The 26,746-nt window shown below is 63.6% G+C and carries 22 protein-coding genes; 19 read left to right on the top strand and 3 right to left on the bottom strand.

Translation table 11 applies throughout. The features are described from left to right. Window positions 1-16 precede the first annotated feature (16 nt). Window positions 17-1,267: a 2-aminoadipate transaminase gene (locus HU760_RS09225; RefSeq protein ID WP_186674735.1), complete on the top strand. Its 1,251-nt coding sequence runs from the start codon at window positions 17-19 to the stop codon at window positions 1,265-1,267. 3 nt (window positions 1,268-1,270) lie between these two features. Here HU760_RS09225 and HU760_RS09220 read toward each other — a convergent pair whose 3' ends face one another. Continuing rightward, window positions 1,271-1,573: a hypothetical protein gene (locus tag HU760_RS09220; protein WP_186674736.1), complete on the bottom strand. Its 303-nt coding sequence runs from the start codon at window positions 1,571-1,573 to the stop codon at window positions 1,271-1,273. Between the two features lie 246 nt (window positions 1,574-1,819). Here HU760_RS09220 and HU760_RS09215 point away from each other — a divergent pair, with 246 nt between their 5' ends. Then, window positions 1,820-2,245, top strand: a complete 426-nt coding sequence (locus tag HU760_RS09215) for a hypothetical protein (protein WP_186674737.1) — start codon at window positions 1,820-1,822, stop codon at window positions 2,243-2,245. A gap of 73 nt (window positions 2,246-2,318) precedes the next feature. Further along, window positions 2,319-4,430 carry an elongation factor G gene (gene fusA / locus HU760_RS09210; RefSeq protein WP_186674738.1) on the top strand — a complete coding sequence of 704 codons (2,112 nt, stop codon included), beginning with the start codon at window positions 2,319-2,321 and terminating at the stop codon, window positions 4,428-4,430. Window positions 4,431-4,542: 112 nt separating this feature from the next. Here fusA and HU760_RS09205 read toward each other — a convergent pair whose 3' ends face one another. Together HU760_RS09205 and HU760_RS09200 are read right to left on the bottom strand one after the other, a co-directional pair. After that, the gene (locus HU760_RS09205; RefSeq protein ID WP_186674739.1) at window positions 4,543-5,985 is read right to left on the bottom strand and encodes a SulP family inorganic anion transporter; all 1,443 of its coding nucleotides are present in this window, start codon (window positions 5,983-5,985) and stop codon (window positions 4,543-4,545) included. Window positions 5,986-6,066: 81 nt separating this feature from the next. Beyond that, the gene (locus HU760_RS09200; RefSeq protein WP_186674740.1) at window positions 6,067-7,776 is read right to left on the bottom strand and encodes a S8 family peptidase; all 1,710 of its coding nucleotides are present in this window, start codon (window positions 7,774-7,776) and stop codon (window positions 6,067-6,069) included. Window positions 7,777-7,891: 115 nt separating this feature from the next. Here HU760_RS09200 and HU760_RS09195 point away from each other — a divergent pair, with 115 nt between their 5' ends. From HU760_RS09195 to nuoN, 16 genes are all read left to right on the top strand, one after another. Beyond that, window positions 7,892-8,656: a secretin N-terminal domain-containing protein gene (locus tag HU760_RS09195; protein WP_186674741.1), complete on the top strand. Its 765-nt coding sequence runs from the start codon at window positions 7,892-7,894 to the stop codon at window positions 8,654-8,656. 491 nt (window positions 8,657-9,147) lie between these two features. Next, window positions 9,148-10,473 carry an isocitrate lyase gene (gene aceA, locus HU760_RS09190; RefSeq protein WP_170030726.1) on the top strand — a complete coding sequence of 442 codons (1,326 nt, stop codon included), beginning with the start codon at window positions 9,148-9,150 and terminating at the stop codon, window positions 10,471-10,473. 211 nt (window positions 10,474-10,684) lie between these two features. Continuing rightward, window positions 10,685-11,347 (top strand): lysoplasmalogenase, encoded by a 663-nt coding sequence (locus tag HU760_RS09185; protein ID WP_186674742.1) that lies wholly within the window; start codon window positions 10,685-10,687, stop codon window positions 11,345-11,347. A gap of 383 nt (window positions 11,348-11,730) precedes the next feature. Continuing rightward, window positions 11,731-12,144, top strand: a complete 414-nt coding sequence (locus HU760_RS09180) for an NADH-quinone oxidoreductase subunit A (RefSeq protein WP_003251427.1) — start codon at window positions 11,731-11,733, stop codon at window positions 12,142-12,144. A gap of 9 nt (window positions 12,145-12,153) precedes the next feature. Then, complete coding sequence (locus HU760_RS09175; RefSeq protein WP_003251429.1) at window positions 12,154-12,831, top strand: NuoB/complex I 20 kDa subunit family protein; 678 nt, start codon at window positions 12,154-12,156, stop codon at window positions 12,829-12,831. Window positions 12,832-12,909: 78 nt separating this feature from the next. After that, a complete protein-coding gene (nuoC, locus tag HU760_RS09170) occupies window positions 12,910-14,691 on the top strand; it encodes an NADH-quinone oxidoreductase subunit C/D (RefSeq protein WP_186674743.1) in 1,782 nt (593 codons plus the stop codon). 2 nt (window positions 14,692-14,693) lie between these two features. Further along, on the top strand, window positions 14,694-15,191 hold the full coding sequence (gene nuoE, locus HU760_RS09165) for an NADH-quinone oxidoreductase subunit NuoE (RefSeq protein WP_003251433.1): 498 nt from the start codon (window positions 14,694-14,696) through the stop codon (window positions 15,189-15,191). Then, window positions 15,188-16,567: an NADH-quinone oxidoreductase subunit NuoF gene (gene nuoF / locus HU760_RS09160; RefSeq protein ID WP_186674744.1), complete on the top strand. Its 1,380-nt coding sequence runs from the start codon at window positions 15,188-15,190 to the stop codon at window positions 16,565-16,567. Before nuoE ends, nuoF begins: the two co-directional genes overlap by 4 nt. Window positions 16,568-16,700: 133 nt before the next feature. Further along, complete coding sequence (gene nuoG / locus HU760_RS09155; protein ID WP_186674745.1) at window positions 16,701-19,415, top strand: NADH-quinone oxidoreductase subunit NuoG; 2,715 nt, start codon at window positions 16,701-16,703, stop codon at window positions 19,413-19,415. Then, the gene (gene nuoH, locus HU760_RS09150; RefSeq protein WP_186674746.1) at window positions 19,412-20,419 is read left to right on the top strand and encodes an NADH-quinone oxidoreductase subunit NuoH; all 1,008 of its coding nucleotides are present in this window, start codon (window positions 19,412-19,414) and stop codon (window positions 20,417-20,419) included. Before nuoG ends, nuoH begins: the two co-directional genes overlap by 4 nt. A gap of 11 nt (window positions 20,420-20,430) precedes the next feature. Next, the gene (gene nuoI, locus HU760_RS09145; protein WP_016488223.1) at window positions 20,431-20,979 is read left to right on the top strand and encodes an NADH-quinone oxidoreductase subunit NuoI; all 549 of its coding nucleotides are present in this window, start codon (window positions 20,431-20,433) and stop codon (window positions 20,977-20,979) included. Window positions 20,980-20,989: 10 nt separating this feature from the next. Then, window positions 20,990-21,490 (top strand): NADH-quinone oxidoreductase subunit J, encoded by a 501-nt coding sequence (gene nuoJ, locus HU760_RS09140; RefSeq protein WP_170030742.1) that lies wholly within the window; start codon window positions 20,990-20,992, stop codon window positions 21,488-21,490. 3 nt (window positions 21,491-21,493) lie between these two features. Further along, window positions 21,494-21,802, top strand: a complete 309-nt coding sequence (gene nuoK, locus HU760_RS09135; protein ID WP_008096201.1) for an NADH-quinone oxidoreductase subunit NuoK — start codon at window positions 21,494-21,496, stop codon at window positions 21,800-21,802. Next, on the top strand, window positions 21,799-23,652 hold the full coding sequence (nuoL, locus tag HU760_RS09130) for an NADH-quinone oxidoreductase subunit L (protein ID WP_186674747.1): 1,854 nt from the start codon (window positions 21,799-21,801) through the stop codon (window positions 23,650-23,652). Before nuoK ends, nuoL begins: the two co-directional genes overlap by 4 nt. A 40-nt stretch (window positions 23,653-23,692) precedes the next feature. Continuing rightward, window positions 23,693-25,225, top strand: a complete 1,533-nt coding sequence (nuoM, locus tag HU760_RS09125; protein WP_170030746.1) for an NADH-quinone oxidoreductase subunit M — start codon at window positions 23,693-23,695, stop codon at window positions 25,223-25,225. 7 nt (window positions 25,226-25,232) lie between these two features. After that, complete coding sequence (gene nuoN, locus HU760_RS09120; RefSeq protein ID WP_186674748.1) at window positions 25,233-26,702, top strand: NADH-quinone oxidoreductase subunit NuoN; 1,470 nt, start codon at window positions 25,233-25,235, stop codon at window positions 26,700-26,702. Window positions 26,703-26,746: the final 44 nt, after the last annotated feature.

Here is a 26,746-nt window from a genome sequence, read left to right as displayed (position 1 = left end):
AAAGGTCCGCGTGCCCATGAACCAGGAAAGTATCAGCCAGTCCATTGCCATCGTTCACCCGATCACACTTTCCCATGGCCGTAATGCCGAAGTCTGGGACACCGACGGCAAACGCTACATCGACTTCGTCGGCGGTATCGGTGTACTCAACCTGGGCCATTGCAACCCGGCTGTGGTCGAGGCGATTCAGGTCCAGGCCAGCCGCCTGACCCACTCCGCCTTCAACGCCGCCCCGCACGGCCCGTACCTGGCGTTGATGGAGCAACTGAGCCAGTTCGTGCCGGTCAGCTACCCACTGGCTGGCATGCTCACCAACAGCGGCGCCGAAGCGGCGGAGAACGCCCTGAAAGTGGCCCGCGGTGCCACCGGCAAGCGCGCCATCATCGCCTTCGACGGCGCCTTCCACGGCCGCACCCTGGCTACCCTGAACCTCAACGGCAAGGTTGCCCCGTACAAGCAGCGGGTCGGCGAACTGCCCGGGCCGGTCTATCACCTGCCCTACCCCAGCACCGACACCGGGGTTACCTGTGAACAGGCACTCAAGGCCATGGAGCGCCTGTTCAGCGTCGAACTGGCAGTGGAGGACGTAGCCGCGTTCATCTTCGAGCCGGTGCAGGGTGAAGGTGGCTTCCTCGCCCTTGATCCAGCCTTTGCCCAGGCCCTGCGGCGGTTCTGCGACGAACACGGCATCCTGATCATCATCGACGAAATCCAGTCGGGTTTCGGCCGCACCGGCCAGCGCTTCGCCTTCTCCCGGCTAGGCATCGAGCCAGACCTGCTGCTGTTGGCCAAGAGCATTGCCGGTGGCATGCCACTGGGCGCAGTGGTCGGGCGCAAGGAATTGCTGGCGGCACTGCCCAAGGGCGGCCTGGGTGGCACCTATTCGGGCAACCCGATCGCCTGCGCGGCGGCCCTTGCCAGCCTGGCGCAGATGACCGACGAGCACCTCGCCACCTGGGGTGAGCGCCAGGAGCAGGCGATCGTCCGTCGCTTCGAACGCTGGAAGGCCTCGAAGCTGAGCCCGTTCATCGGCCGCCTGACCGGGGTGGGCGCCATGCGCGGTATCGAGTTCGTCAATGCCGACGGCAGCCCGGCGCCAGCGCAACTGGCCAAGGTGATGGAAGCGGCACGGGCCAGGGGCCTGCTGCTGATGCCCAGCGGCAAGGCCCGGCACATCATCCGCCTGCTGGCGCCGCTGACCATCGAGGCCGAGGTGCTCGAGGAAGGCCTGGACATTTTCGAGCAGTGCCTGGCGGAGCTGGGTTGAAGCTTAGAGACCCAGTTCTTCGGGGGTGAGCATGTCGGACTCGAAGGCAATCCAGCCGCCTTCGAGTTCGGCGTGGCCGTTGACGATCGGGCCGTAGTAGGTCAGGCCGTTTTCCAGGGTCACGCAGATGTGCGTGGCGTTCTTTTCAGGGGCCGCGAGCGTACCGACGAAATGCACCTTCTTCAGGGTTTCGGTCACCGCTTCCAGGCCAACGCGCATGTTGGGGTTTTCCGAGGCCTCGGTGTCGCCGCCACGGTCTTCGGCGCTGATGGTGATGGTGGCGATGTACGGGTACTTGGTGCTCAAGCGGGGTTACCTCAGTGGGTGTGTAGGCGTATGGGCGCGTAGAGTACGGCAGGTGGTCTCTATTGTCTCTACTGGCCTCTTCGCGGGTAAACCCGCTCCCACAGGGACCGCACCTTGCCCAAGGCGTGCGCAGTACCTGTGGGAGCGGGTTTACCCGCGAAGAGGCCGGGCCTGCAAAAGGTGATCTGAAAGGCCCGATCTGTTAGGGTGCCCGCCGATGCAAGCCACACCACACGAGGATCCCGAGTGAGCGCCGAAGAACCCCTGATCGCCGACCTGTTCGAAGTCGACAAACGCCTGTCCCTCAAGCCAGTGGTGGACTTCAACAGCTACCTGCGCAACGCCTTCGGCGAAGGGCCGTGCCGCTGCCACCGCTGCGCCGAAGGTGGCGACCAGAGCAGCTACAGCCACACTCACACCTTCACCTTCGACGGCCGCCCGTGGCACCGCCGCTTCGCCAGCACTGCCGCCAGCGACGTCGCACAGGTACTGAAAAAGGCCTGGCTGTCGTACACCAAGGCCGACCTCAACCTGGTCGGCAACCTGGACCTGGCCACCCTCAAGACCTTCACCGAAGCCGCCCTGCACACCCGCCTGCTGGCCCTGCTGCCGGCCAGCGGCCTGGCCCGCGAAGAAGGTGGCCAATGGCTGCTGCTGGCCCAGGCCGACTGACAGCCGGGCGGCACGGCAGGATTCTGCCGGTCTGCTAACGTGGTGGAATCCGCCCATTCGCAGGTAGTCCGCCATGGCCCGCACAACGCCTATCGAGCTGTACCGCAATATCGGCATCGTTGCCCACGTGGATGCCGGCAAGACCACGACCACCGAGCGGATCCTGTTCTACACCGGGGTCAACCACAAGATGGGCGAGGTGCACGATGGCGCCGCGACCATGGACTGGATGGCCCAGGAACAGGAGCGCGGCATCACCATCACTTCGGCGGCGACCACTGCGTTCTGGCAGGGCTCGACCAAGCAGTTCGCCCACAAGTACCGCTTCAATATCATCGACACCCCCGGCCACGTCGACTTCACCATCGAGGTGGAACGCTCGCTGCGCGTACTGGATGGCGCAGTGGTGGTATTCAGCGGCGCGGACGGAGTCGAACCACAGTCCGAGACGGTGTGGCGCCAGGCCAACAAGTACCACGTGCCACGCCTGGCCTATATCAACAAGATGGACCGCCAGGGCGCCGACTTCCTGCGCGTGGTCAAACAGATCGACCAACGCCTGGGCCACCACCCGGTGCCGATCCAGTTGGCCATCGGCAGCGAAGAGAACTTCCAGGGCCAGATCGACCTGGTGAAGATGAAGGCCATCTACTGGAACGATGATGACCAGGGCACCAGTTACCGCGAAGAAGCCATCCCCCCCGAACTGCAGGCGCTGGCCGAGGAATGGCGGGCGCACATGGTCGAAGCAGCGGCCGAGGCCGATGACGAACTGACCATGAAGTTTCTCGACGGCGAAGAACTGAGCATCGAAGAGATCAAGGCCGGCTTGCGCAAGCGCACCCTGAACAACGAAATCGTACCGACCATCCTCGGTTCGTCGTTCAAGAACAAGGGCGTGCCACTGATGCTCGACGCGGTCATCGATTACTTGCCCGCACCGTCGGAAATCCCCGCCATCAAGGGCACCGACCCGGACGACGAAGACAAGCACCTGGAGCGCCACGCCGACGACAGCGAGCCGTTCTCGGCCCTGGCCTTCAAGATCGCCACCGATCCATTCGTCGGCACCCTGACCTTCGCCCGGGTCTATTCGGGCGTGCTCAGTTCCGGCAACGCGGTGCTCAATTCGGTCAAGGGCAAGAAGGAACGCATTGGCCGCATGGTGCAGATGCACGCCAACCAGCGTGCGGAAATCAAGGACGTGTGCGCCGGCGATATCGCCGCACTGATCGGCATGAAGGACGTGACCACCGGCGACACCCTGTGCGACATGGACAAGCCGATCATCCTCGAACGCATGGACTTCCCCGACCCGGTAATTTCCGTGGCGGTGGAACCGAAGACCAAGGCCGACCAGGAAAAAATGGGTATCGCCCTGGGCAAGCTGGCCCAGGAAGACCCGTCATTCCGCGTGCGTACCGACGAAGAGACCGGCCAGACCATCATCTCGGGCATGGGCGAGTTGCACCTGGACATCATCGTCGACCGCATGCGCCGTGAGTTCAACGTCGAGGCCAATATCGGCAAGCCGCAGGTGGCCTACCGCGAAAAAATACGCAACACCTGCGAGATCGAGGGTCGCTTCGTCCGCCAGTCCGGTGGCCGGGGCCAGTACGGCCATTGCTGGATCCGCTTCGCCCCCGGCGACGAGGGCAAGGAAGGCCTGGAGTTCATCAACGAGATCGTCGGTGGCGTGGTACCGCGTGAGTACATTCCGGCAATCCAGAAGGGTATCGAAGAGCAGATGAAGAACGGCGTGCTCGCCGGCTACCCGCTGATCAGTTTGAAGGCTGCGGTGTACGACGGCTCGTATCACGACGTCGACTCCAACGAAATGGCCTACAAGATCGCTGCCTCGATGGCCACCAAGCAACTGTCGCAGAAAGGCGGCGCGGTGTTGCTGGAGCCGGTGATGAAAGTTGAAGTGGTAACGCCGGAGGAATACCAGGGTGACATCCTCGGCGACCTGAGCCGGCGCCGCGGGATGATCCAGGACGGTGACGAAACGCCGGCCGGCAAGGTGATCCGTGCCGAGGTGCCGCTGGGCGAGATGTTCGGTTACGCCACCTCGATGCGCTCGATGACCCAGGGCCGGGCCAGCTTTTCGATGGAGTTCACCCGCTATGCCGAGGCACCGGCAAGCATTGCCGATGCCATCGTCAAGAAAAACCGCGGGGAATAAGGCCTTCTCTTGCACCGGCCTCTTCGCGGGCATGCCCGCTCCCACAAGGGTTATGCAATCCCTGTGGGAGCGGGCGCGCCCGCGAAGAGGCCAGCACAGGCAACAACCCTTCTCAGTGCTGCTCCCCCGCCCGCTTCAACAGCTTCTTGCAGCGCTCCGACAAATGCACCACGCGCAGATGCTTGCCCGCCTTGGCATAACGCTCGCGCAAGGTCTGCAAAGCCGCAATCGCCGAATAATCGACAAAGCTCAAATGCTGGCAGTCCAACGTGACCTTGTCCGGATCGTTGGCGGTGTCGAACTGTTCAAGAAACGAGGTGGTCGAGGCAAAGAACAGCGTGCCATGCAACCGGTAATGCTTGCCCCCTTCGCCGTCCTCATGGCTGTCGGCATACAGCTCCCGCGCATGCTGCCAGGCAAAGTTCAACGCTGCGATGATGATGCCGAACAGCACCGCCACCGCCAGGTCGGTGAACACCGTGACCACGGTAACCGCAATAATCGCCAGCACATCGTTCAGCGGCACCTTGTGCAGCACCCGCAGGGACGCCCAGGCAAAGGTCTGCTGCGCCACCACGAACATCACCCCGACCAGAGCTGCCAGCGGAATGCGTTCGATCAGCGGGGCCAGGAACAGCACGAACAGCAGGACCATACCCCCGGCCACCACCCCCGACAGCCGGCCACGGCCATTGGAGCTGAGGTTGATCACCGTCTGGCCGATCATCGCGCAACCGCCCATGCCGCCGCACAGGCCGGAAACCATGTTGGCCGCACCAAGGGCCACGCACTCACGGTCCGGAAAGCCTCGGCTTTCGGTGATTTCATCGGTCAGGTTGAGAGTAAGCAGGGTTTCCAGCAGACCGACCATGGCCATCAGCACCGCATAGGGCGCCACGATCTTCAGGGTTTCCAGGTTCCACGGCACGTCCGGCAGGGCCAGTTGCGGCAGGCCACCGGCAATCTGCGCCATGTCGCCCAGGGTACGGGTAGGCAGGCCGAGCAGATATACCAGCAAGCCAACGCCAAGGATCGCCACCAGCGCCGGCGGCACCGTGCGGGTCAGCTTCGGCAACACGTAGACCACCAGCATGGTCAGGGCCACCAGCCCGACCATCAGGTACAGCGGCGTGCCACTGAGCCACTGCCCGCCTTGCTTGAAGTGCTCCAGCTGGGCCAGGGCGATGACGATCGCCAGGCCATTGACGAAGCCGAGCATCACCGGGTACGGCACCAGGCGCACCAGCTTGCCCAGGCGCAGCAGGCCGAACAGGATCATCACCGCACCGCCCAGCAGTACCGTCGCCAGCAAGTACTGCACACCGTGTTGCACCACCAGGGCGACGATTACCACCGCCATCGAGCCGGCCGCGCCGGAAATCATCCCTGGCCGGCCGCCGAACAGCGCCGTCAGGGTGCAGATGATGAACGCCCCGTACAGGCCCATCAGCGGGTTGAGATGGGCCACCAGGGCGAACGCGATGCATTCGGGCACCAAGGCGAACGAAGTGGTCAGGCCGGCGAGCAGGTCGGCGCGGAGTCGGGCGGGTTTCATGGGGGTCCTGTGGTGCAGTCCGGGGGGACAGGGAAAACGAGGGGCGCGATGTTACGGAATTTGTCCGCCAGCAGCCACCGCTCAACGCACCCGGTCCCGGCTTTGTATGGCCAGGTCCAACGCGCGCTGCATGTCCAGGCGCGCCGAGCGCCCCAGGTCGGGGTGGTCCAGTTGCCCGCCGCGCTCTGAAGGCAGGATCGGCGCGGTCAGGTCCTCGGCATCCATGGCCTCGAAGTCTTGCTCGCTGCCCAGGGTCAGGGCGCTACGCCGTAACAGCATGCGCACCTGCTGTGGGGTCAGGGCCGGGTTGATCGCCAGCATGGTCGCCACGGTGGCCGTGACCAGCGGTGTGGCGTATGACGTGCCACAATGCGGTCGATCGGCGGCGGTCGGGCGAATGCACGCTGCAGCACTGACATCCACGCGCATGTCGATATTCGAGCTGTGGCGCTTGCGGACATGGCGAGGGTCTTCGACCGGCACCGCCTGGTCACTGCGCTGGTGCCCGCCCACCACCAGCAGTTGCTCGGTGACGAACGAGGAAGGCAGCCGATATTCATCGGTACCCGACCAGGACGCACCATTGCCGGCCGAGTTCACCACCAGCACATCAGGATGCCTGGCCCGCAGCCAGAGGAAGAATTCTTCGAGCAATTCTTCATAGCCACTCATCGCCAGCCCGGACCGCACCAGGGATTCGACCTCATCACCCTGCACGTTCCTCGCCCCGACCCGGTGAATGCCCCAGCTCCAGTTCAACACCCGCACGCCGTCTTCGACCAGGTTCACCGAGGCAGCGATATTGGCGGTGATCCCGGCATCCGAGTTGCGCCCGACAATTACCTCGAAACCAGGGCTGTGCTGGCCCAGCCCGGGCAGGAAGCCTTCCCCCCGGGCCGCCAGGATGCCGGCCACATGGCTACCGTGGCTGTCCGGGCGATCGCCGTCGGGGCCATACAGGCAGGTCTGCCCCTGGTTGCAAGCACCCCGGTAGGCGCTGAATGGCGGCGCATCGAAATCCACCTCACGCTCGATCACCCCCACCCGCACCGGCTGCACCGGCACACCGGAAGCGGGGATGCGTCGCTGGTAGAAGTACAACGCGTCCATGAATCGGTTGGCGGCCCATTCATCTGCCTGGTCGATGGCCGGTTGGCCGCCGCCATCACCCTCCTCGCCGCGTTCGGGGGCAGACTCCTCGACGATCACGGCATCCACGCTGACCTCGGTGCCGAGGCGCAGGACCAGCGCATCGCGCTGCACCAGGTCACGCACCGGCAAGCGCAGCTGGTAGACATTCAGCGGCGCAATGGCACCGACCACCTGGGCACCGTACTTGGCAGCAATGCGCCGGGCTTCGGCTGCGCCATCGTGCTTCTCTTCGATCAACAGGCTGACCAGGTCGAGGTAGGTGGTAAGGCCATCCATGTTGCTCGCCACTTCGCCCGGCCCTGCGGCGACAACGTGGCTGCGCTGACGGGTCAGCCAGACGGCGTTGCTGGTACGTTCTCCGTCCTGCAGCCACAGCGGCGCGCTGCGCTGCTCATCCTTGGCCAGCGTCAGCCTGAGCATATCGCCCTGCCGCTGGATGCCAGCCTGCGCTATCTGGGCATCACCCAGCCGGACGCTCGGCACACCGGCACCCAGGCCCTCGGCACGCAAGCACCATTGCTGTTCACCTTCGCCCAATAAATCACCGCAGCGCTGCAGTTGCTTGACGCGCAGCGTGTCCGGTTGTGCCGACACGGCACTGCTGAAAATGACCATCAGCACGATGACATGGCGCTTCATGCAATCAGCCCCCCGCCTTTCCTGACATTGCGACTACCCGACAAGCGCCAAGGTTCAGCTGCGTGAACGCCAACTTGTGACTTGGACCCGGCACAAGCGCTACAAATTTGCCATCATGTTCATTCCACCCGCGGAGATCATCCACATGCCGCTACGCCCGCTTTTCGCCTCGCTGCTGCTGGCCACCAGCCTTACCGTCCATGCCGCCACCGAGGTCGTGCCGCTGCAACACCGCAGCAGCGCCGAACTGCTGCCGCCAGCGCAGGCGTTCCTCGGCAAGGACGGCAGCGTCACTGCCTTCGAGAACAAGCTGATCGTCAACGCCAGCCCCGAGCGCATCGACGACCTGCGCGCCCTGCTGCAACAACTGGACACTGCCCCCAAGCGCCTGCTGATCAGCGTCGACAACAACGACAGCAACTTCCAGGACAACCGCGGCAACGCGCGTGTCATCCACTACGGCACCAGCAACCGCGACGGCGGCATGCAACAGGTGCAGGCCAGCGAAGGCCAGCCGGCGCTGATCCAGGTTGGCCAGAGCATCCCGGTTACCAGCACCAGCACCGACAGCTACGGGCGCTTCCAGAGCAATACCGAATACCGCAACGTGACCCAGGGTTTCTACGTTACGCCAAGCCTGAGCGGCGATACGGTTCGTCTGCAAATAAGCACCAATAATGACCGCATCAGCCAGGAACGTGCCGATGTAGTGAAAGTACAAAGTACCGACACGACAGTCACCGGCAGGCTGGGTGAATGGATCACCCTGGCGGGCTTCAACCAGCAGAGCCAAGCCGAGCGCAGTGCATCCAGCCACAGTTACAGCACCCAGCGCGGTGACAACATGACTTTGCGGGTCAAAGTCGACCTTGTGGACTGATCCCAGGCAACTCAAGGCCTCGACCAAAGGCCTTGAAACTGACTGCCAAGTCGCATTAGACCAAAGATGTAGTACGCACAAAAAACCACTACAAAACATTTGACAGGTTCTTTTTCCCAAGGGCATGATGGCCTCGCTCCCGCTAATCAGGGGCCCTGGCAAGGGCCTTCGAGGCGCGATCCTCCCACCCCTGGAGGCGCCTCGTGTCTATACGGCCCACAAGGCGGTTCGACGGGATTGCGACTGCAACGAAGAAGTTGTCCCGAGGGACGGAAGCGCATCACCGCAGCACTGGCAATCACGTAGCACCGCAGCAAGGCAACCACGAGCCGACCTGCCGGAGCCTCCATGCGCCTGGCCTGCACACCCTTCCCCTTCGAGCCTTCGCGTTCGCCGCCGCACTCCCGCGAACAGGACAGCCGCCAGCTTCCCTGATCGGCCCCGAGCATCAGCACAATTACCCCAAGATCGATGCGACGAGGTTTATTTCCATGGCACTGACACGCGAACAGCAAATTGCAGCCCTCGAGAAAGACTGGGCCGAGAACCCGCGCTGGAAAGGCGTGACCCGTACCTACACCGCCGCTGATGTCGTTCGCCTGCGTGGCTCCCTGCAGCCGGAGCACACCCTGGCCCGCCTGGGTGCAGAAAAACTGTGGAAGCTGGTCACCGAAGGTGCCCACCCGTCCTTCCGCCCAGAAAAAGATTTCGTCAACTGCATGGGTGCCCTGACCGGCGGCCAGGCAGTGCAGCAGGTCAAGGCTGGCATCCAGGCCATCTACCTGTCCGGCTGGCAGGTTGCCGCCGACAACAACTCGGCCGAGTCGATGTACCCAGACCAGTCGCTGTACCCGGTCGACTCGGTACCGACCGTGGTCAAGCGCATCAACAACGCCTTCCGTCGTGCCGACCAGATCCAGTGGAAAGCCGGCAAGAACCCGGGCGACGACGGCTACATCGATTACTTCGCGCCAATCGTGGCTGACGCCGAAGCCGGTTTCGGCGGCGTGTTGAACGCCTACGAGCTGATGAAGAACATGATCGAGGCAGGCGCCGCCGGCGTGCACTTCGAAGACCAGCTGGCCTCGGTGAAGAAATGCGGCCACATGGGTGGCAAGGTACTGGTACCGACCCAGGAAGCCGTGCAGAAGTTGGTAGCCGCGCGCCTGGCCGCTGACGTGTCGGGCGTACCGACCATCATCCTGGCCCGCACCGACGCCAACGCCGCCGACCTGCTGACCAGCGACTGCGACCCGTACGACCAGCCATTCGTGGTTGGCGAGCGCACCCGCGAAGGCTTCTACAAGGTACGCGCCGGCCTCGACCAGGCCATCGCCCGCGGCCTGGCCTACGCACCTTACGCCGACCTGATCTGGTGTGAAACCGCCAAGCCGGACCTGGACGAAGCCCGCCGCTTCGCCGAAGCGATCAAGAAGGAATACCCGGACCAGATCCTGTCGTACAACTGCTCGCCTTCCTTCAACTGGAAGAAGAACCTGGACGATGCGACCATCGCCAAGTTCCAGCGCGAGCTGTCGGCCATGGGCTACAAGCACCAGTTCATCACCCTGGCCGGCATCCACAACATGTGGCACGGCATGTTCAACCTGGCGCACGACTACGCCCGCAACGACATGACCGCCTACGTGAAGCTGCAGGAGCAGGAATTCGCTGACGCCAGCAAGGGCTACACCTTCGTGGCGCACCAGCAGGAAGTGGGCACTGGCTACTTCGACGACATGACCACCGTGATTCAGGGTGGCGCATCGTCGGTGACTGCACTGACTGGTTCGACCGAGGAAGAGCAGTTCCACTGATAATGGGTTGCTGTTGAAGAAAGGCCCGAGGCTTGTTAAAGCCCTGGGCCTTTCTTTTTGGTCTGTACCACACCTTTCACGGACAACAGGCTAGCGCCGAACATGAGGTGATCCTGTGGGAGCGGGCATGCCCGCGAAAGGGCCGGTACAGGAGGAAGCAAAACCCGGGATCAGGTCTATGCTTGAGGCAGCACAGCCGCAAGGACCGCCCATGCCCCGTCCAAGCCACCTAACCACAATCGCCCTGGTCGCCGCCGCCCTCTATATATATGCACTGGCCAGCGACAACACCCTGCTCGCCCTGCTGGCCAAACCGATCCCGGTACTGGCCCTGATCACCTGGTTGCGCAGCGCTCCCGCCACACCTTATCGCCGCTGGATCACCCTCGGCCTGGCATTCTCGGTACTCGGCGACATCCTGCTGGCCATCCCCGCCGACCTGTTCGTGTTCGGCCTGGCTGCCTTCCTCTGCGCCCACCTGGCCTACCTGCGCGCCTATGGCAGCCAGACCCTGCGCCCAGCCCTGCCCGCACTGCTGCTGAGCAGCATCACCGGCATCACTTTGCTCGGCGTACTGGCCAGCCACGGCCTCGGCCCGCTACTGGTCCCGGTCGCGCTCTATGCCTTGGCCATCAGCACCATGCTCTGGCGCGCCCTGGCCTGCGGCGGGCTCGCCGCGCTCGGCGCCTGCCTGTTCGTGCTTTCCGACAGTCTGATCGGCATCGACCGTTTCGTCAGCCCGTTCGCCGCCGCACCGTACCTGATCATCCTGACCTACTGGCTTGGCCAATGGGCAATCGCTTCATCAGCCAGTCATCGCCCAATCGGTAAAGTATTGACCCAGAGCGGTGCGAGCGGTGTCGGAAGTTGCTAGAACAGGCGTTTTTCGCGTTTGCAAGTAGGGGCAATCGCCAGATGAACTTTTCAAGGTGCAGAACAGCCGAATTATCAGGCATCAGGACAAATGATATCAATTATCATTACGAAGTTTGCCCTTCGTTACCAGCGGCAAGAAACATAATTAACAAAACCGCATGCAATGCCCTAACCTCAAGGCTTTCAGCCGGTTACGAGCGGGTTTTGTACTTAATCCTACGAATAAATTTGCGACAGAAATTTTACTTGCACCGGGTTTACCCATAAAATCAGCCCGATTGATTCAGCTGCGACATTTGGTCACTGCATGTGCGACACCAGGTCGCCGCTCTACACTTATTTCAGACTGCAGAGCTGGGTCTCTGTATAAGGATTTCTAGCATGTCCGATTCGGCAGGACTCATCGCCCACAACTGGGGCTTTGCCATCTTCCTCCTGGGTGTCGTCGGCCTGTGCGCCTTCATGCTCGGCCTCTCCAGCCTGCTCGGTAGCAAGGCCTGGGGCCGCGCCAAGAACGAACCCTTCGAATCCGGCATGCTGCCCGTCGGCAGCGCCCGCCTGCGCCTGTCCGCCAAATTCTATCTGGTCGCGATGCTGTTCGTGATCTTCGATATCGAAGCCCTCTTTCTCTTTGCATGGTCTGTGTCCGTCCGCGAAAGCGGCTGGACCGGATTCGTCGAAGCACTCGTTTTCATAGCAATTCTGTTGGCAGGTCTTGTCTACCTTTGGCGCGTCGGGGCACTTGATTGGGCTCCCGAAGGTCGCCGCAAGCGGCAAGCGAAGCTGAAACAATGAGGCTTTGGCATGCAATACAATCTCACCAGAATCGATCCGGATGCGCCCAACGAGCAGTACCCGGTCGGTGAACGGGAAACCGTCACCGATCAACTGCTGGAAGACCAGGTCCACAAGAACATCTTCATGGGCAAGCTCGAAGATGTGCTGCGTGGCGCGGTCAACTGGGGGCGCAAGAACTCCCTCTGGCCGTACAACTTCGGCCTGTCCTGCTGCTACGTGGAAATGACCACGGCCTTCACGGCGCCCCACGACATCGCCCGCTTCGGCGCCGAAGTCATCCGGGCCTCGCCGCGTCAGGCCGACTTCATGGTCATCGCCGGTACCTGCTTCGTCAAAATGGCGCCGATCATCCAGCGCCTGTACGAGCAGATGCTCGAGCCGAAATGGGTCATTTCCATGGGTTCGTGTGCCAACTCCGGTGGCATGTACGACATCTACTCGGTCGTTCAGGGGGTCGACAAGTTCCTCCCCGTGGACGTCTATGTGCCCGGCTGCCCGCCGCGCCCTGAGGCTTTCCTGCAAGGCTTGATGCTGCTGCAGGAGTCGATCGGCCAAGAACGACGCCCGCTTTCCTGGGTTGTTGGTGATCAAGGCATCTACCGTGCCGAGATGCCAGCCCAGAAAGACCTGCGTCGTGAGCAGCGCATCGCCGTAACCAACCTGCGCAGCCCCGACGAAGTCTGATCCAGCGACCTGCCGCCCGCTCCCCTGGAGCCGGCGGCCTGGCTTCATTCTTAACGTTGACCCAAAGCGACCGAGACCATGACAGCGGACAACGCTATTTTCATTCCGCCCTACAAGGCAGACGACCAGGATGTGGTCGTCGAACTGCATAACCGTTTTGGCGCCGAAGCATTCGTCGCCCAGGAAACCCGCACCGGCATGCCCGTGCTGTGGGTCAAGCGCGAGCAGCTCAAGGAAGTGCTCAGCTTCCTGCGTGGCGTGGCCAAGCCGTACAGCATGCTGTACGACCTGCACGGCGTCGACGAACGCCTGCGCACCCAGCGCCGCGGCCTGCCAGCCGCCGACTTCAGCGTGTTCTACCACCTGCTGTCGATCGAGCGTAACAGCGATGTGATGATCAAGGTGTCGCTCAGCGAAGGCGACCTGAACCTGCCGACCGTGACCGGTATCTGGCCAAACGCCAACTGGTACGAGCGCGAAGTCTGGGACATGTTCGGCATCGACTTTGCCGGCCACCCGCACCTCAGCCGCATCATGATGCCGCCCACCTGGGAAGGCCACCCGCTGCGCAAGGACTACCCGGCCCGCGCCACCGAATTCGATCCCTACAGCCTGACCCTGGCCAAGCAGCAGCTTGAAGAGGAATCGGCACGTTTCAACCCGGAAGCCTGGGGCATGAAGCGTCAGGGCACCAACGAGGACTACATGTTCCTCAACCTCGGCCCCAACCACCCTTCGGCGCACGGTGCCTTCCGTATCGTCCTGCAGCTGGACGGTGAAGAAATCGTCGACTGCGTACCGGACATCGGCTACCACCACCGTGGTGCCGAGAAAATGGCCGAGCGCCAGTCCTGGCACAGCTTCATTCCGTACACCGACCGTATCGACTACCTCGGCGGGGTGATGAACAACCTGCCGTACGTGCTCGCGGTCGAGAAGCTGGCCGGCATCAAGGTGCCACAGAAGGTCGACACCATCCGCGTGATGCTGGCCGAATTCTTCCGTATCACCAGCCACCTGCTGTTCCTGGGTACCTACATCCAGGACGTCGGCGCCATGACCCCGGTGTTCTTCACCTTCACCGACCGCCAGCGCGCCTACACCGTGATCGAAGCGATCACCGGCTTCCGCCTGCACCCGGCCTGGTACCGCATCGGTGGCGTCGCCCACGACCTGCCACGCGGCTGGGACAAGCTGGTCAAGGACTTCGTCGAATGGCTGCCCAAGCGCCTCGACGAGTACGAAAAGGCTGCCCTGCAGAACAGCATCCTCAAGGGCCGTACCATCGGCGTTGCCGCGTACAACACCAAGGAAGCCCTGGCCTGGGGTACCACCGGTGCCGGCCTGCGTGCCACCGGTTGCAACTTCGACCTGCGCAAAGCCCGCCCCTACTCCGGCTACGAGAACTTCGAGTTCGAAGTACCGCTGGCCCACAACGGCGATGCCTACGATCGCTGCATGGTCCGTGTCGAGGAGATGCGCCAGAGTATCCGCATCATCGACCAGTGCCTGCGCAACATGCCGGAAGGCCCGTACAAGGCGGACCACCCGCTGACCACGCCGCCGCCAAAAGAGCGCACCCTGCAGCACATCGAAACCCTGATCACGCACTTCCTGCAAGTCTCGTGGGGCCCGGTCATGCCGGCCAACGAGTCGTTCCAGATGATCGAGGCGACCAAGGGCATCAACAGTTACTACCTGACGAGCGATGGCGGCACCATGAGCTACCGCACCCGGATCCGTACCCCGAGCTACCCGCACCTGCAGCAGATCCCTTCGGTGATCAAAGGCAGCATGGTCGCCGACCTCATTGCGTACCTGGGCAGTATCGACTTCGTTATGGCTGACGTGGACCGCTAAGCATGAACAGCACGCTTATCCAGACAGACCGTTTCGCCCTGAGCGAAACCGAGCGCTCGGCCATCGAGCACGAAATGCATCACTACGAGGACCCGCGCGCGGCGTCCATCGAAGCCCTGAAGATCGTCCAGAAGGAACGTGGCTGGGTGCCGGACGGCGCCATCCATGCCATCGGCGAAGTGCTGGGCATTCCGGCCAGCGACGTCGAAGGTGTGGCCACCTTCTACAGCCAGATCTTCCGTCAGCCGGTCGGCCGCCACATCATCCGCGTGTGCGACAGCATGGTCTGCTACATCGGTGGCCACGAGTCGGTGGTCAGCCAGATCCAGAGCGAGCTGGGCATCGGCCTCGGCCAGACCACCGCCGACGGCCGCTTCACCCTGCTGCCGGTATGCTGCCTGGGCAACTGCGACAAGGCCCCGGCGCTGATGATCGACGACGACACCTTCGGTGACGTGCAGCCGGCAGGCGTTTCCAAATTGCTGGAGGGTTACGTATGACCATTACTTCCTTCGGCCCGGCCAACCGCATCGCGCGCACGGCCGAAACCCACCCGCTGACCTGGCGCCTGCGTGACGACGGCGAGCCGGTCTGGCTGGCCGAGTACGAATCGAAGAACGGCTACGCTGCCGCCCGCAAGGCGCTGGCGCAGATGTCCGCCGACGACATCGTGCAAAGCGTCAAGGACTCCGGCCTCAAGGGCCGTGGTGGTGCAGGCTTCCCCACTGGCGTGAAGTGGGGCCTGATGCCCAAAGACGAATCCATGAACATCCGCTACCTGCTGTGCAACGCGGACGAAATGGAGCCGAACACCTGGAAGGACCGCATGCTGATGGAGCAACAGCCCCATCTGCTGGTCGAGGGCATGCTGATCAGCGCCCGCGCCCTGAAGGCCTACCGTGGCTACATCTTCCTGCGTGGCGAATACACCACCGCCGCCAAGCACCTCAACCGCGCCATCGAGGAAGCCAAGGCCGCCGGCCTGCTGGGCAAGAACATCCTCGGCAGCGGCTTCGACTTCGAGCTGTTCGTGCACACCGGTGCCGGCCGCTACATCTGCGGTGAAGAAACCGCGCTGATCAACTCGCTGGAAGGCCGCCGCGCCAACCCGCGCTCGAAGCCGCCCTTCCCTGCCGCCGTGGGCGTGTGGGGCAAGCCGACCTGCGTCAACAACGTCGAAACCCTGTGCAACGTGCCGGCCATCGTCGCCAACGGCAACGACTGGTACAAGTCGCTGGCCCGCGAAGGCAGCGAAGACCACGGCACCAAGCTGATGGGCTTCTCCGGCAAGGTGAAGAACCCGGGCCTGTGGGAACTGCCGTTCGGCGTCACCGCCCGCGAGCTGTTCGAAGACTACGCCGGCGGCATGCGCGACGGCTTCAAGCTCAAGTGCTGGCAGCCAGGCGGCGCCGGTACCGGCTTCCTGCTGCCCGAGCACCTCGACGCGCAGATGTACGCCGGTGGCATCGCCAAGGTCGGCACCCGCATGGGTACCGGCCTGGCAATGGCGGTGGACGACAGCATCAACATGGTTTCGCTGCTGCGCAACATGGAAGAGTTCTTCGCCCGCGAGTCGTGCGGCTGGTGCACGCCTTGCCGTGACGGCCTGCCGTGGAGCGTGAAGATGCTGCGCGCACTGGAAAAAGGCCAGGGCCGCGCCGAAGACATCGAGACGCTGCTGGGCCTGGTCAACTTCCTCGGCCCAGGCCGCACCTTCTGTGCTCACGCACCGGGTGCCGTCGAGCCGTTGGGCAGTGCCATCAAATACTTCCGCTCCGAGTTCGAGGCCGGGGTCGCTCCAGCATCCGCTGGCGACACCCTGCGCCCGGACCTGGCCAAGCCAATCCAGGCCGGGCCGATCGTGGTCGGCGCATAACAAGATGATTAGGCGAGTGGTCCGTGCCACTCGCCAGCTTGCCGACAGGCCCGATTCATTCGTGGCGTGTCGCAAGCTCACCGATTTCCATTAGCCACGCCCGCTCACGCGGGCCAACGAAGAACTTTGAACAATGGCCACTATCCACGTAGACGGCAAAGCGCTCGAAGTCAACGGTGCAGACAACCTGTTACAGGCCTGTCTGTCGCTCGGCCTCGACATCCCTTATTTCTGCTGGCACCCGGCGCTCGGTAGCGTTGGCGCCTGCCGGCAATGCGCGGTCAAGCAGTACACCGACGAGAACGACACCCGTGGTCGTATCGTCATGTCCTGCATGACCCCTGCCTCCGACGGCACCTGGATCTCCATCGACGATGAAGAGTCCAAGGCGTTCCGCGCCAGCGTCGTCGAATGGCTGATGACCAACCACCCGCACGACTGCCCGGTGTGCGAGGAAGGCGGTCACTGCCACCTGCAGGACATGACGGTAATGACCGGCCACAACGAGCGCCGCTACCGTTTCACCAAGCGTACCCACCAGAACCAGGACCTCGGCCCGTTCATCGCCCATGAGATGAACCGCTGCATCGCCTGCTACCGCTGCGTGCGCTACTACAAGGACTATGCCGGTGGTACCGACCTGGGCGTATACGGCGCCCACGACAACGTGTACTTCGGCCGCGTCGAAGACGGCGTGCTGGAAAGCGAATTCTCCGGCAACCTGACCGAGGTCTGCCCGACCGGCGTGTTCACCGACAAGACCCACTCCGAGCGCTACAACCGCAAGTGGGACATGCAGTTCGCCCCGAGCATCTGCCACGGCTGCTCCAGCGGCTGCAACATCAGCCCGGGCGAGCGCTACGGCGAACTGCGCCGGGTGGAAAACCGCTTCAACGGTTCGGTCAACCAGTACTTCCTGTGCGACCGTGGCCGCTTCGGCTACGGCTACGTCAACCGCAAGGATCGCCCACGCCAGCCACAACTGGCCGACGGCACCAAGCTGAGCCTGGACGCCGCCCTGGACAAGGCCGCCGACCTGCTGCGCGGGCGTACCATCGTCGGCATCGGCTCGCCGCGCGCCAGCCTGGAAAGCAACTACGGCCTGCGTGAGCTGGTTGGCGCCGAGTACTTCTACTCGGGTATGGAAGCCGGCGAGCTGGCCCGCGTCCGCCTGGCCCTCGACGTGCTGAACAACAGCCCGCTGCCAGTGCCGACCCTGCGCGACATCGAAGACCACGACGCCGTGTTCGTGCTCGGTGAAGACCTGACCCAGACCGCTGCCCGCGTCGCCCTGGCCGTGCGCCAGGCCACCAAGGGCAAGGCCGAGGCCATGGCCGAAGCGATGAAAGTGCAGCCGTGGCTCGACGCGGCAGTGAAGAACATCGGCCAGCACGCGCTGTACCCGCTGTTCATCGCTTCGCTGGCGGAAACCAAGCTGGACGACGTCGCCGAAGAATGCGTGCACGCTGCCCCGGCCGACCTGGCCCGCATCGGTTTCGCCGTGGCCCACGCCATCGACCCGAGCGCGCCTGCCGTTACTGGCCTGGACGCCGAAGCGCAAGCACTGGCCCAGCGCATCGCCGATGCACTGGTCGCTGCCCAGCGCCCACTGGTGGTCGCCGGTACCTCGCTGGCCGACCCGGCGCTGATCGAAGCCGCAGCCAACATCGCCAAGGCCTTGAAACTGCGCGAGAAGAACGGTTCGCTGAGCCTGGTGGTGCCTGAAGCCAACAGCCTGGGCATGGCCATGCTCGGTGGCGAGTCCGTCGACGCTGCGCTGGACGCCGTCATCAACGGCAAGGCCGACGCCATCGTGGTACTGGAAAACGACCTGTACGCCCGCGTACCGGCCGCCAAGGTCGACGCAGCCCTGGCCGCAGCCAAGGTGGTGATCGTTGCCGACCACTCGAAAACCGCGACCGTCGACCGCGCCCACCTGGTGCTGCCGGCTGCCTCGTTCGCCGAAGGCGACGGGACCCTGGTCAGCCAGGAAGGCCGTGCCCAGCGCTTCTTCCAGGTGTTCGACCCGCAATACCTGGACAGCAGCATCCTGGTCCACGAAGGCTGGCGCTGGATGCACGCCCTGCGTGCCACCCTGCTGAACAAGCCGGTCGACTGGACCCAGCTGGACCACGTCACCAGCGCCTGTGCCGAAGCCGCCCCGCAACTGGCTGGCATCGTCAACGCTGCACCAAGCGCCGCGTTCCGCATCAAGGGCCTGAAGCTGGCCCGTGAACCGCTGCGCTATTCCGGGCGTACCGCCATGCGCGCCAACATCAGCGTGCACGAACCGCGTACCCCGCAGGACAAGGACACCGCGTTCGCCTTCTCCATGGAAGGCTACTCGGGCTCCGCCGAGCCGCGCCAACAGGTGCCGTTCGCCTGGTCGCCGGGCTGGAACTCGCCGCAAGCCTGGAACAAGTTCCAGGACGAGGTCGGTGGCCACCTGCGCGCCGGTGACCCGGGTGTGCGCCTGATCGAATCGCAAGGCGACCGCCTGAACTGGTTCACCAGCATTCCGGGTGCCTTCAACCCGGCCCGTGGCACCTGGACTGCCGTGCCGTTCTTCCACCTGTTCGGCAGCGAAGAAAGCTCCTCGCGCGCCGCCCCGGTACAAGAGCGCATCCCGGCTGCCTACGTCGCCCTGGCCAAGTCCGAGGCTGACCGCCTGGGTGTCAACGACGGCGCCCTGCTGAGCCTGACGGTCGGCGGTGTGGCCCTGCGCCTGCCACTGCGCATCAATGAACAGCTGGGCGCTGGCCTGGTCGCATTACCGAAAGGCCTGGCCGGCATTCCGCCTGCCATCTTCGGTGCATCCGTCGAAGGTCTGCAGGAGGCAGCACAATGAGCTGGTTCACCCCCGAAGTGATCGATGTGATCCTTTCCGTGCTGCGGGCCATCGTGGTCCTGCTGGCGGTGGTGGTCTGCGGCGCCCTGCTCAGCTTCGTCGAGCGTCGCCTGCTGGGCTGGTGGCAGGACCGTTACGGTCCGAACCGCGTCGGCCCGTTCGGCATGTTCCAGATCGCTGCCGACATGCTGAAGATGTTCTTCAAGGAAGACTGGAACCCACCCTTCGTCGACCGCGTGATCTTCACCCTGGCACCGGTCGTGGCCATGAGCGCCCTGCTGATCGCCTTCGTGGTCATCCCGATCACCCCGACCTGGGGCGTCGCCGACCTGAACATCGGCCTGCTGTTCTTCTTCGCCATGGCCGGCCTGTCGGTCTACGCGGTACTGTTCGCCGGCTGGTCGTCGAACAACAAGTACGCCCTGCTGGGCAGCTTGCGCGCCTCGGCGCAGACCGTGTCGTACGAGGTGTTCCTGGGCCTGGCGCTGATGGGCGTGGTGGTGCAGGTGGGCTCGTTCAACATGCGCGACATCGTCGACTACCAGGCACAGAACCTGTGGTTCATCATTCCGCAGTTCTTCGGCTTCTGCACCTTCTTCATCGCTGGCGTCGCCGTGACCCACCGTCACCCGTTCGACCAGCCAGAAGCGGAACAGGAACTGGCCGACGGCTACCACATCGAGTATGCCGGCATGAAATGGGGCATGTTCTTCGTCGGTGAGTACATCGGCATCATCCTCATCTCGGCGCTGCTGGTGACCCTGTTCTTTGGCGGCTGGCACGGCCCGTTCGGCATCCTGCCGCAACTGTCGTTCCTGTGGTTCGCATTGAAGACCGCGTTCTTCATCATGCTGTTCATCCTGCTGCGCGCCTCGATCCCGCGCCCACGCTATGACCAGGTGATGGACTTCAGCTGGAAGTTCTGCCTGCCGCTGACCCTGATCAATTTGCTGGTGACCGCTGCGCTCGTGCTCTACAACGCGCCAGCCGTCGCGGCCCAGTGAGGATTTGACCCATGTTCAAGTATATCGGCGACATCGTTAAGGGCACCGGCACTCAGCTGCGCAGCCTGGCCATGGTGTTCTCCCACGGGTTCCGCAAGCGCGATACCCTGCAGTACCCCGAAGAACCCGTGTACCTGCCGCCGCGCTACCGCGGCCGCATCGTCCTCACCCGCGACCCCGATGGCGAGGAACGCTGCGTGGCATGCAACCTCTGCGCGGTAGCCTGCCCGGTCGGCTGCATCTCGCTGCAGAAGGCCGAGACCGAGGACGGCCGCTGGTACCCGGAGTTCTTCCGCATCAACTTCTCGCGCTGCATCTTCTGCGGCCTGTGTGAAGAGGCGTGCCCGACCACCGCGATCCAGCTGACTCCGGATTTCGAAATGGCCGAGTTCAAGCGTCAGGACCTGGTGTACGAGAAAGAAGATCTGCTGATCTCCGGCCCCGGCAAGAACCCTGACTACAACTTCTACCGTGTTGCGGGTATGGCGATCGCTGGCAAGCCGAAAGGCGCTGCACAGAACGAAGCCGAGCCGATCAACGTGAAGAGCTTGCTCCCATAAGGACAGAAAGATGGAATTCGCTTTCTACTTCGCATCCGGGATCGCCGTGCTCTCCACCCTTCGGGTGGTGACCGGTACCAACCCCGTGCACGCCTTGCTTTACCTGATCATTTCGCTGATTTCCGTGGCCATGATCTTCTTCGCCCTGGGTGCGCCGTTCGCCGGCGCCCTGGAAGTGATCGCCTACGCCGGCGCCATCATGGTGCTGTTCGTGTTCGTGGTGATGATGCTCAACCTCGGGCCGGCTTCGGTCGCCCAGGAACGCGGCTGGCTCAAGCCCGGCATCTGGGCCGGGCCGGTGATCCTCGCCGCCCTGCTGCTGCTGGAGCTGCTGTACGTGCTGTTCGTCGCCCCCAGCGGCGCCGCCATCAGCGGTACCACCGTTGGCCCGAAAGCCGTGGGCATCAGCCTGTTCGGCCCGTACCTGCTGGTGGTCGAACTGGCTTCGATGCTGCTGCTGGCTGCAGCCGTCACCGCCTTCCACCTGGGCCGCAACGAGGCGAAGGAGTAAATCATGGGTGCTATCCCTCTCGAGCATGGTCTGGCGGTCGCCGGCATCCTGTTCTGCTTAGGTCTGGTTGGCCTGATGGTCCGCCGCAACATCCTCTTCGTGCTCATGAGCCTGGAAGTCATGATGAACGCCTCTGCCCTGGCGTTCATCGTCGCCGGTGCCCGTTGGGTCCAGCCCGACGGCCAGGTGATGTTCATTCTGGTGATCAGCCTGGCAGCCGCCGAGGCCAGTATCGGCCTGGCGATCCTGCTGCAGCTGTATCGCCGCTTCCACACTCTCGACATCGATGCTGCCAGTGAGATGCGCGGATGAACCTTCTCTTCCTGACTTTCGTCTTCCCCCTCCTCGGCTTCCTGCTGCTGTCGTTCTCGCGCGGGCGCTTCTCGGAGAACCTGTCGGCCCTGATCGGCGTCGGCTCGGTGGGCCTGTCGGCCGCCGTGGCCGCCTACGTCATCTGGCAGTTCAACGTTGCCCCGCCTGAAGGCGGCGCGTACAGCCAGCTGCTGTGGCAGTGGATGTCGGTGGACGGCTTCGCGCCGAACTTCACCCTGTACCTGGACGGCCTGTCAGTGACCATGCTCGGCGTGGTCACCGGTGTCGGCTTCCTGATCCACCTGTTCGCATCCTGGTACATGCGCGGCGAAGCCGGTTATTCGCGCTTCTTCGCCTACACCAACCTGTTCATCGCCAGCATGCTGTTCCTGGTCCTGGGCGATAACCTGCTGTTCATCTACTTCGGCTGGGAAGGCGTGGGCCTGTGCTCGTACCTGTTGATCGGTTTCTACTACAGCAACCGCAACAACGGTAACGCGGCACTCAAGGCATTCATCGTCACCCGCATCGGCGACGTGTTCATGGCCATCGGCCTGTTCATCCTGTTCGCCCAGCTGGGTACCCTGAACGTGCAGCAGCTGCTGGTGCTGGCCCCGCAGAAGTTCCAGGCTGGCGACACCTGGATGGTCCTGGCCACGCTGATGCTGCTGGGTGGTGCGGTCGGTAAATCGGCGCAGCTGCCACTGCAGACCTGGCTGGCCGACGCGATGGCCGGCCCGACTCCGGTTTCGGCACTGATCCACGCCGCGACCATGGTGACTGCAGGCGTGTACCTGATCGCCCGCACCAACGGCCTGTTCCTGCTGGCCCCGGACATCCTGCACCTGGTCGGCGTAGTCGGTGGCGTGACCCTGGTACTGGCCGGCTTCGCCGCGCTGGTGCAAACCGACATCAAGCGTATCCTCGCCTACTCGACCATGAGCCAGATCGGCTACATGTTCCTCGCCCTGGGCGTGGGTGCCTGGGACGCGGCGATCTTCCACCTGATGACCCACGCCTTCTTCAAGGCCCTGCTGTTCCTTGCTTCCGGTGCGGTGATCGTTGCCTGCCACCACGAGCAGGACATCTTCAAGATGGGCGGCCTGTGGAAGAAACTGCCGCTGGCCTACGCCAGCTTCGTGGTCGGCGGTGCGGCCCTGGCGGCCTTGCCGATCGTGACCGTGGGCTTCTACTCCAAGGACGAGATCCTCTGGGAAGCCTTCGCCAGCGGCAACACCGGCCTGCTGTACGCCGGCCTGGTCGGCGCGTTCATGACCTCGCTGTACACCTTCCGCCTGATCTTCATCGCCTTCCACGGCGAAGCCAAGACCGAAGCCCACGCGGGCCACGGCATCAGCCACTGGCTGCCGCTGGGCGTGCTGATCGTGCTGTCGACGTTCGTCGGTGCCTGGATCACCCCGCCGCTGGCAGGCGTGCTGCCGGAAAGCGCCGGCCACGCCGGTGGCGAAGCCAAGCACGCGCTGGAGCTCACCTCGGGCGCCATCGCCATCGCCGGTATCCTGCTGTCGGCCCTGCTGTTCCTGGGCAAGCGCCGCTTCGTCAGTGCGGTCGCCAACAGCGGTATCGGTCGTGTCCTGTCGGCCTGGTGGTTCGCTGCCTGGGGCTTCGACTGGATCTACGACAAGCTCTTCGTCAAACCGTACCTGCTGATCAGCCATATCCTGCGCAAGGACCCGGTTGACCGCACCATCGGCCTGATTCCTCGGATGGCGCGTGGCGGCCACGTCGCCATGAGCAAGACCGAGACTGGCCAGCTGCGCTGGTACACCGCCTCTATCGCCGTGGGTGCCGTGCTGGTGCTCGGTGCCGTGGTAGTGGCTGCGGTATGACTATGAATCTTGCGACTTTGCCAAAGGAAACCAACCCGTCATGATTTTGCCTTGGCTGATCCTGATCCCCTTCATCGGCGGCTTCCTGTGCTGGCTGGGTGAGCGCTTCGGCGCCACTCTGCCGCGCTGGATCGCGCTGCTGACCATGTCCCTGCTGCTCGGCATCGGCCTGTGGCTGTGGGCTAACGGCGACTACACCCTCGCCCCCGCTCCGGGCGCCGAGCCGGCCTGGGCCCTGGAATACAAAGTCCAGTGGATCCAGCGCTTCGGCATCAGCATCCACCTGGCCCTCGACGGCCTGTCGCTGCTGATGATCCTGCTCACCGGCCTGCTCGGTGTGCTGTCGGTACTGTGCTCCTGGAAGGAAATCCAGCGCCACGTCGGCTTCTTCCACCTCAACCTGATGTGGATCCTCGGCGGCGTGGTCGGTGTGTTCCTGGCCCTGGACCTGTTCCTGTTCTTCTTCTTCTGGGAAATGATGCTGGTGCCGATGTATTTCCTCATCGCGCTCTGGGGTCACAGCTCGGCAGACGGCAAGAAGACCCGGATCTATGCAGCGACCAAGTTCTTCATCTTCACCCAGGCCAGCGGCCTGATCATGCTGGTGGCGATCCTTGGCCTGGTGCTGGTCAACTACACCAACACCGGGGTGATCACCTTCAACTACAGCGATCTGCTGAAAGCCGAACTGCCAGCCGGTACCGAGTACCTGCTGATGCTGGGCTTCTTCATCGCCTTCGCGGTGAAACTGCCGGTAGTGCCGTTCCACTCCTGGCTGCCTGACGCCCACGCCCAGGCCCCGACCGCAGGTTCCGTGGACCTCGCCGGTATCTTGCTGAAGACTGCGGCCTATGGCCTGCTGCGCTTCGCCCTGCCGCTGTTCCCGAATGCCTCGGCCGAGTTCGCGCCGATCGCCATGACCCTGGGCCTGATCGGTATCTTCTACGGTGCCTTCCTGGCCTTTGCGCAAACCGACATCAAGCGCCTGGTCGCGTTCTCCAGCGTCTCGCACATGGGCTTCGTGCTGATCGGTATCTACTCCGGCAGCCAGCAGGCCCTGCAAGGCGCGGTAATCCAGATGCTGGCCCACGGCCTGTCGGCTGCCGCGCTGTTCATCCTGGCCGGCCAGCTGTACGAGCGCCTGCACACCCGTGACATGCGCGAAATGGGTGGCCTGTGGCACCGCATCGCCTACCTGCCAGCCATCAGCCTGTTCTTCGCCGCCGCCTCGCTGGGCCTGCCGGGCACCGGCAACTTCGTCGGCGAATTCCTGATCCTGATCGGCAGCTTCGCCAGCGTGCCGTGGATCACCGTGATCGCCACCACTGGCCTGGTATTCGGTTCGGTGTACTCGCTGATCATGATCCACCGCGCCTACTTCGGCCCGGCCAAGGCCGACAGCGTGCTGGCCGGCATGGACGGTCGCGAACTGATCATGGTCCTGGGTCTGGCAGTACTGCTGATCCTGCTGGGCGTGTATCCGCAGCCGTTCCTCGACACCTCTGCCGCCACCATGAGTGGTGTGCAGCAGTGGCTCGGTTCCGCTTTCACTCAACTCGCTTCGGCCCGGTAAGAGCGCTATGGAATTCACCACTCAACACTTCATCGCATTGGCGCCGATGCTGATCACCACCATCACCACGGTGGTGGTGATGCTGGCGATCGCCTGGAAGCGCAACCACTCGCAGACTTTTCTGCTGTCCACCGTGGGCCTCAACCTGGCCCTGCTGTCGATCCTGCCGGCACTGAAGGTCGCGCCGCTGGCAGTCACCTCGCTGGTGACCATCGACAAGTTCGCCTGCCTGTACATGGCGATCATGCTGGTGGCCACGCTGGCCTGCGTCACCCTCGCCCACGCCTACCTCGGCGAAGGCTCCAAGGGCTTCCCGGGCAACCGTGAAGAACTCTACCTGCTGCTGCTGATGTCGGCCCTCGGCGGCCTGGTGCTGGTCAGTGCCAACCACCTGGCCGGCCTGTTCATCGGCCTGGAGCTGCTGTCGGTACCGGTCTACGGCCTGGTGGCGTATGCCTTCTTCAACAAGCGCTCGCTCGAAGCCGGCATCAAGTACATGGTGCTGTCGGCTGCCGGCTCGGCGTTCCTGCTGTTCGGCATGGCGCTGCTGTACGCCGACGCCGGCAGCCTGAGCTTCGACCAGATCGGCAAGGCCCTGGCCGCCACCAGCATGCCTAGCCTGGTGGCCCAGCTGGGCCTGGCCATGATGCTGGTCGGCCTGGCCTTCAAGCTGTCGCTGGTACCGTTCCACCTGTGGACCCCGGACGTGTACGAAGGCGCTCCGGCGCCGGTCGCCGCGTTCCTGGCCACCGCCAGCAAGGTGGCGGTGTTCGCCGTTGTCGTGCGCCTGTTCATGCTCTCCCCTGCTGCCAGCAGTGGCGTGCTGAGCACCGTGCTGGCGGTGATTGCCGTGGCCTCGATCCTGATCGGCAACCTGCTGGCGCTGACCCAGAGCAACCTCAAGCGCCTGCTCGGTTACTCGTCCATCGCCCACTTTGGCTACCTGGTCATCGCCCTGGTCGCCAGCAAGGGCCTGGCCCTGGAGGCCATGGGCGTGTACCTGGTCACCTACGTGATCACCAGCCTGGGCGCCTTCGGTGTCATCACCCTGATGTCGTCGCCTTACGGCGGCCGTGACGCCGATGCACTGTACGAGTATCGCGGCCTGTTCTGGCGCCGTCCGTACCTGACTGCGGTACTGACCGTGATGATGCTGTCGCTGGCCGGTATTCCGCTGACCGCCGGCTTCATCGGCAAGTTCTACATCATCGCCACCGGCGTCGAGTCACACCTGTGGTGGCTGGTCGGTGCGCTGGTGATCGGTAGCGCCATCGGCGTCTACTACTACCTGCGCGTCATGGTCACCCTTTACCTGGTCGAACCGAACCTGCGTCGCCACGACGCCCCGCTGAAGTGGGAACAGCGCACCGGCGGCGTCATGCTGCTGGCCATCGCCATTCTTGCCTTCGTGCTTGGCGTGTACCCGCAACCACTGCTGGAAATGGTCCAGCAAGCGGGCCTGCAACTGATCGGCTGATTGCCCGGTAAAACAAGACACCCCGCTCATGCGGGGTGTTTTTT

It is taken from the genome of Pseudomonas oryzicola (genome assembly GCF_014269185.2).
Classification (GTDB): domain Bacteria; phylum Pseudomonadota; class Gammaproteobacteria; order Pseudomonadales; family Pseudomonadaceae; genus Aquipseudomonas; species Aquipseudomonas oryzicola.
The sequence above is the reverse complement of the archived record's forward strand: the minus strand, read 5'-3'. Positions and strand labels throughout refer to the sequence as shown.

Excerpts from the sequence above, each read along its gene's own strand:
- HU760_RS09225 (WP_186674735.1), top strand. The coding sequence starts at position 17 with ATGAACCAGGAAAGTATCAGCCAGTCCATTGCCATCGTTCACCCGATC.
- fusA (WP_186674738.1), top strand. The coding sequence starts at position 2,319 with ATGGCCCGCACAACGCCTATCGAGCTGTACCGCAATATCGGCATCGTT.
- HU760_RS09205 (WP_186674739.1), bottom strand. The coding sequence starts at position 5,985 with ATGAAACCCGCCCGACTCCGCGCCGACCTGCTCGCCGGCCTGACCACT.
- HU760_RS09200 (WP_186674740.1), bottom strand. The coding sequence starts at position 7,776 with ATGAAGCGCCATGTCATCGTGCTGATGGTCATTTTCAGCAGTGCCGTG.
- HU760_RS09195 (WP_186674741.1), top strand. The coding sequence starts at position 7,892 with ATGTTCATTCCACCCGCGGAGATCATCCACATGCCGCTACGCCCGCTT.
- aceA (WP_170030726.1), top strand. The coding sequence starts at position 9,148 with ATGGCACTGACACGCGAACAGCAAATTGCAGCCCTCGAGAAAGACTGG.
- HU760_RS09185 (WP_186674742.1), top strand. The coding sequence starts at position 10,685 with ATGCCCCGTCCAAGCCACCTAACCACAATCGCCCTGGTCGCCGCCGCC.
- HU760_RS09180 (WP_003251427.1), top strand. The coding sequence starts at position 11,731 with ATGTCCGATTCGGCAGGACTCATCGCCCACAACTGGGGCTTTGCCATC.
- HU760_RS09175 (WP_003251429.1), top strand. The coding sequence starts at position 12,154 with ATGCAATACAATCTCACCAGAATCGATCCGGATGCGCCCAACGAGCAG.
- nuoC (WP_186674743.1), top strand. The coding sequence starts at position 12,910 with ATGACAGCGGACAACGCTATTTTCATTCCGCCCTACAAGGCAGACGAC.
- nuoE (WP_003251433.1), top strand. The coding sequence starts at position 14,694 with ATGAACAGCACGCTTATCCAGACAGACCGTTTCGCCCTGAGCGAAACC.
- nuoF (WP_186674744.1), top strand. The coding sequence starts at position 15,188 with ATGACCATTACTTCCTTCGGCCCGGCCAACCGCATCGCGCGCACGGCC.
- nuoG (WP_186674745.1), top strand. The coding sequence starts at position 16,701 with ATGGCCACTATCCACGTAGACGGCAAAGCGCTCGAAGTCAACGGTGCA.
- nuoH (WP_186674746.1), top strand. The coding sequence starts at position 19,412 with ATGAGCTGGTTCACCCCCGAAGTGATCGATGTGATCCTTTCCGTGCTG.
- nuoI (WP_016488223.1), top strand. The coding sequence starts at position 20,431 with ATGTTCAAGTATATCGGCGACATCGTTAAGGGCACCGGCACTCAGCTG.
- nuoJ (WP_170030742.1), top strand. The coding sequence starts at position 20,990 with ATGGAATTCGCTTTCTACTTCGCATCCGGGATCGCCGTGCTCTCCACC.
- nuoK (WP_008096201.1), top strand. The coding sequence starts at position 21,494 with ATGGGTGCTATCCCTCTCGAGCATGGTCTGGCGGTCGCCGGCATCCTG.
- nuoL (WP_186674747.1), top strand. The coding sequence starts at position 21,799 with ATGAACCTTCTCTTCCTGACTTTCGTCTTCCCCCTCCTCGGCTTCCTG.
- nuoM (WP_170030746.1), top strand. The coding sequence starts at position 23,693 with ATGATTTTGCCTTGGCTGATCCTGATCCCCTTCATCGGCGGCTTCCTG.
- nuoN (WP_186674748.1), top strand. The coding sequence starts at position 25,233 with ATGGAATTCACCACTCAACACTTCATCGCATTGGCGCCGATGCTGATC.